2 protein-coding genes and 1 pseudogene are annotated in these 2,142 nt (G+C 66.2%); all 3 read left to right on the top strand.

Features of this window, described 5'->3' with window-relative positions; all coding sequences use genetic code 11:
• A partial coding sequence (locus PGX04_RS26595; protein ID WP_273741242.1) for a cytochrome C biogenesis protein occupies positions 1-524 on the top strand: 524 nt, incomplete at its 5' end.
• 390 nt (positions 525-914) lie between these two features.
• A complete protein-coding gene (locus PGX04_RS26590; RefSeq protein ID WP_273741241.1) occupies positions 915-1,337 on the top strand; it encodes a universal stress protein in 423 nt (140 codons plus the stop codon).
• Positions 1,338-1,599: 262 nt separating this feature from the next.
• Positions 1,600-2,142: pseudogene (locus PGX04_RS26585) on the top strand (hypothetical protein); the annotation flags it as partial.

Raw genomic sequence — 2,142 nt, 5'->3', positions numbered from 1 at the left:
CGGGGCTCGGCGTCCTCGTCACGTTCACCGCCCTGCTCGGGGCGACGTTCTGGGTCGGTCAGTCGACGCTGTCGTCGATCAAGTGGTTCGAAGCCATCGCCGGTTTCGTCCTGATCGGGTTCGGCGCGTTGATCGTCCTCGGGCGCGCGCCGTCGCTCTCGATCCCGCTCCCGAAGCGTCGCTCGAGCACGCTCGGCTTCGGTGTCTTCGGCGTCGGCTACGCGCTGGCGTCGGCCGGCTGCGTCGCGCCGCTGTTCATCAGCGTCGTCACCCGTGCCTTATCGCTGTCGACGACCGACGCGGTGGTCCTCCTGGGGACGTACGTCGGTACCGTCGTCGTGCTCATGGTCGCGTTGACCGTCGCAACGGGGATGGGACTCGTCGCCGGTGCCGGCCGGCTCGCGGCCTACTCCGGCCTGCTCAAGCGGATCGCGGGCGTCGTGATGATCGCCGCCGGGATCGGGCAACTGTATCTCGCGATCGTCGTTTTCGATCTGCATCGCGTGTTCCTCGTGTTGTTCTGATGCCGACGCCTGCGTCGCGGCGGTTTGCTCTGACACCGACGCTCAGGGCGCGATGGTTCGGTCCGGAATTCAGCGGTCCGATCGACCGATCGGATTCCGTGTGAAACGGTCCGAATTGGTAGCAATCCTCCCGAAGCGAGTCGGCTCTTTATATCGGACTGGGTGATGCGAGACGAGCATGAGCCGATATCGTTGCCCGAACTGTCTCGAGGAGTCGGGAGAAGAAGCGGATCGAGCGGTGACTGATGCGGGGTTGAAACGTCGCTTCGAGTGTCACAGCTGCGGACACGAGTGGGAGGTGGTGTTTTGATGCGTTCGATCGACGGATAGCCGGCAGGCAACGGCAGGTCAGGGATGTATCCGGCCGTCGCTTGAACGGATAGGTGACCGATGTATCAGGGTATACTCCTCGCGACGGACGGGAGCGACGCGGCCCGTCGGGCGACCGATCACGGGATCGAACTCGCGAATCACCTCGACGCGACCCTGCACGTCCTCTCGGTGTCGGAGGACGGCCCGCACGCGGAGGATCAACAGGATCGCCTCCGGAACGATCCGGAGGAGGCGGCCGCCGCGGCCGCTGAGGAGGCCGAGGAGTCGGCGACTCGAGAGGGTGTCGACGTGACTACGGACATCCGTCACGGCGTCCCCCAAGAGCAGATCGTCGACTTCGCGGAGACGAACCCGGTCGATATGATTATCGTCGGGACGGCCGGCCGATCCGGGCTCGATCACCTCATCTCGGGCAGCGTCGCCGAGGAGATCGTCCGGAACGCACCGGTCCCGGTCCTCACGGTTCGAGAACGATCATAACAGTGTACTCATAACGGCCTACGAATCCGGTGGTTAGTCCGCCTACTCCCCCGCGACGCGCGGGTACGAGATCCATAGTTATCTTGCGTGAGAGCGATCCGGCCGGTATCGTGGCCGCTTTCGTGGCTGCTTGCTCGGTTAGTGCTCTCGGTCGTCCGGTACCCGATCGTCCGGCGATTCATCGATCAGGGGTCGATCAGACCGGACGGTACCGACCCGGGGCGCAAGACCTGAAGCGGGCCAGACTGGAGGTGACCGCTGAGTGAGCAACGGCACCGCAACCGTCGTCGGTGACGCCCGCTGCGTCCTGGTCGTCGGCGATTCCGCTGCCGCCGACGATGCGACGGAGGCGCTCGCCTCCCGGTTCGAGGGCGGTTCGCTCCTCAGGGAGCGAACGCTCGAGGGGGCCCGCGAGCGACTCGCCGAGCGCGAGGTACACTGTCTCGTCTGCCCGTTCGTCCCGGCCGACGACGGCGAACGATCGGAACCGAGAGGAACACTACTCGAGCGCCTCGCCGCCGGAGCCGACGACCGGCCGATCGTGGCTGTACTCGATAGTGACGACGACCGCACGGACCGTGCTGACTCCGCCGACGGTACAGACCCAGACCACGCCGACTGCGCCGACCGCGCGCTCGCGGCGGGAGCGAGCGACGTCGTCGCTCGTGACGAATCCCCGACGGTGCTGACCGCTCGAGTGAGAAACGAGGCCGAGCGAGCCCGATTCCGTCTGGCCGCGGCGGAATCCGATCGGCGCTACCGATCGATCCTCGAGAGCGCCGGCGCGGTCGTCTGGGTGCTCGAC

The organism is Natrinema soli (assembly GCF_028618695.1).
The sequence above is the reverse complement of the archived record's forward strand: the minus strand, read 5'-3'. Positions and strand labels throughout refer to the sequence as shown.

Bases quoted from the DNA above. Each gene is read 5' to 3' on its own strand.
- PGX04_RS26590 (WP_273741241.1), top strand. From the start codon at position 915: ATGTATCAGGGTATACTCCTCGCGACGGACGGGAGCGACGCGGCCCGT.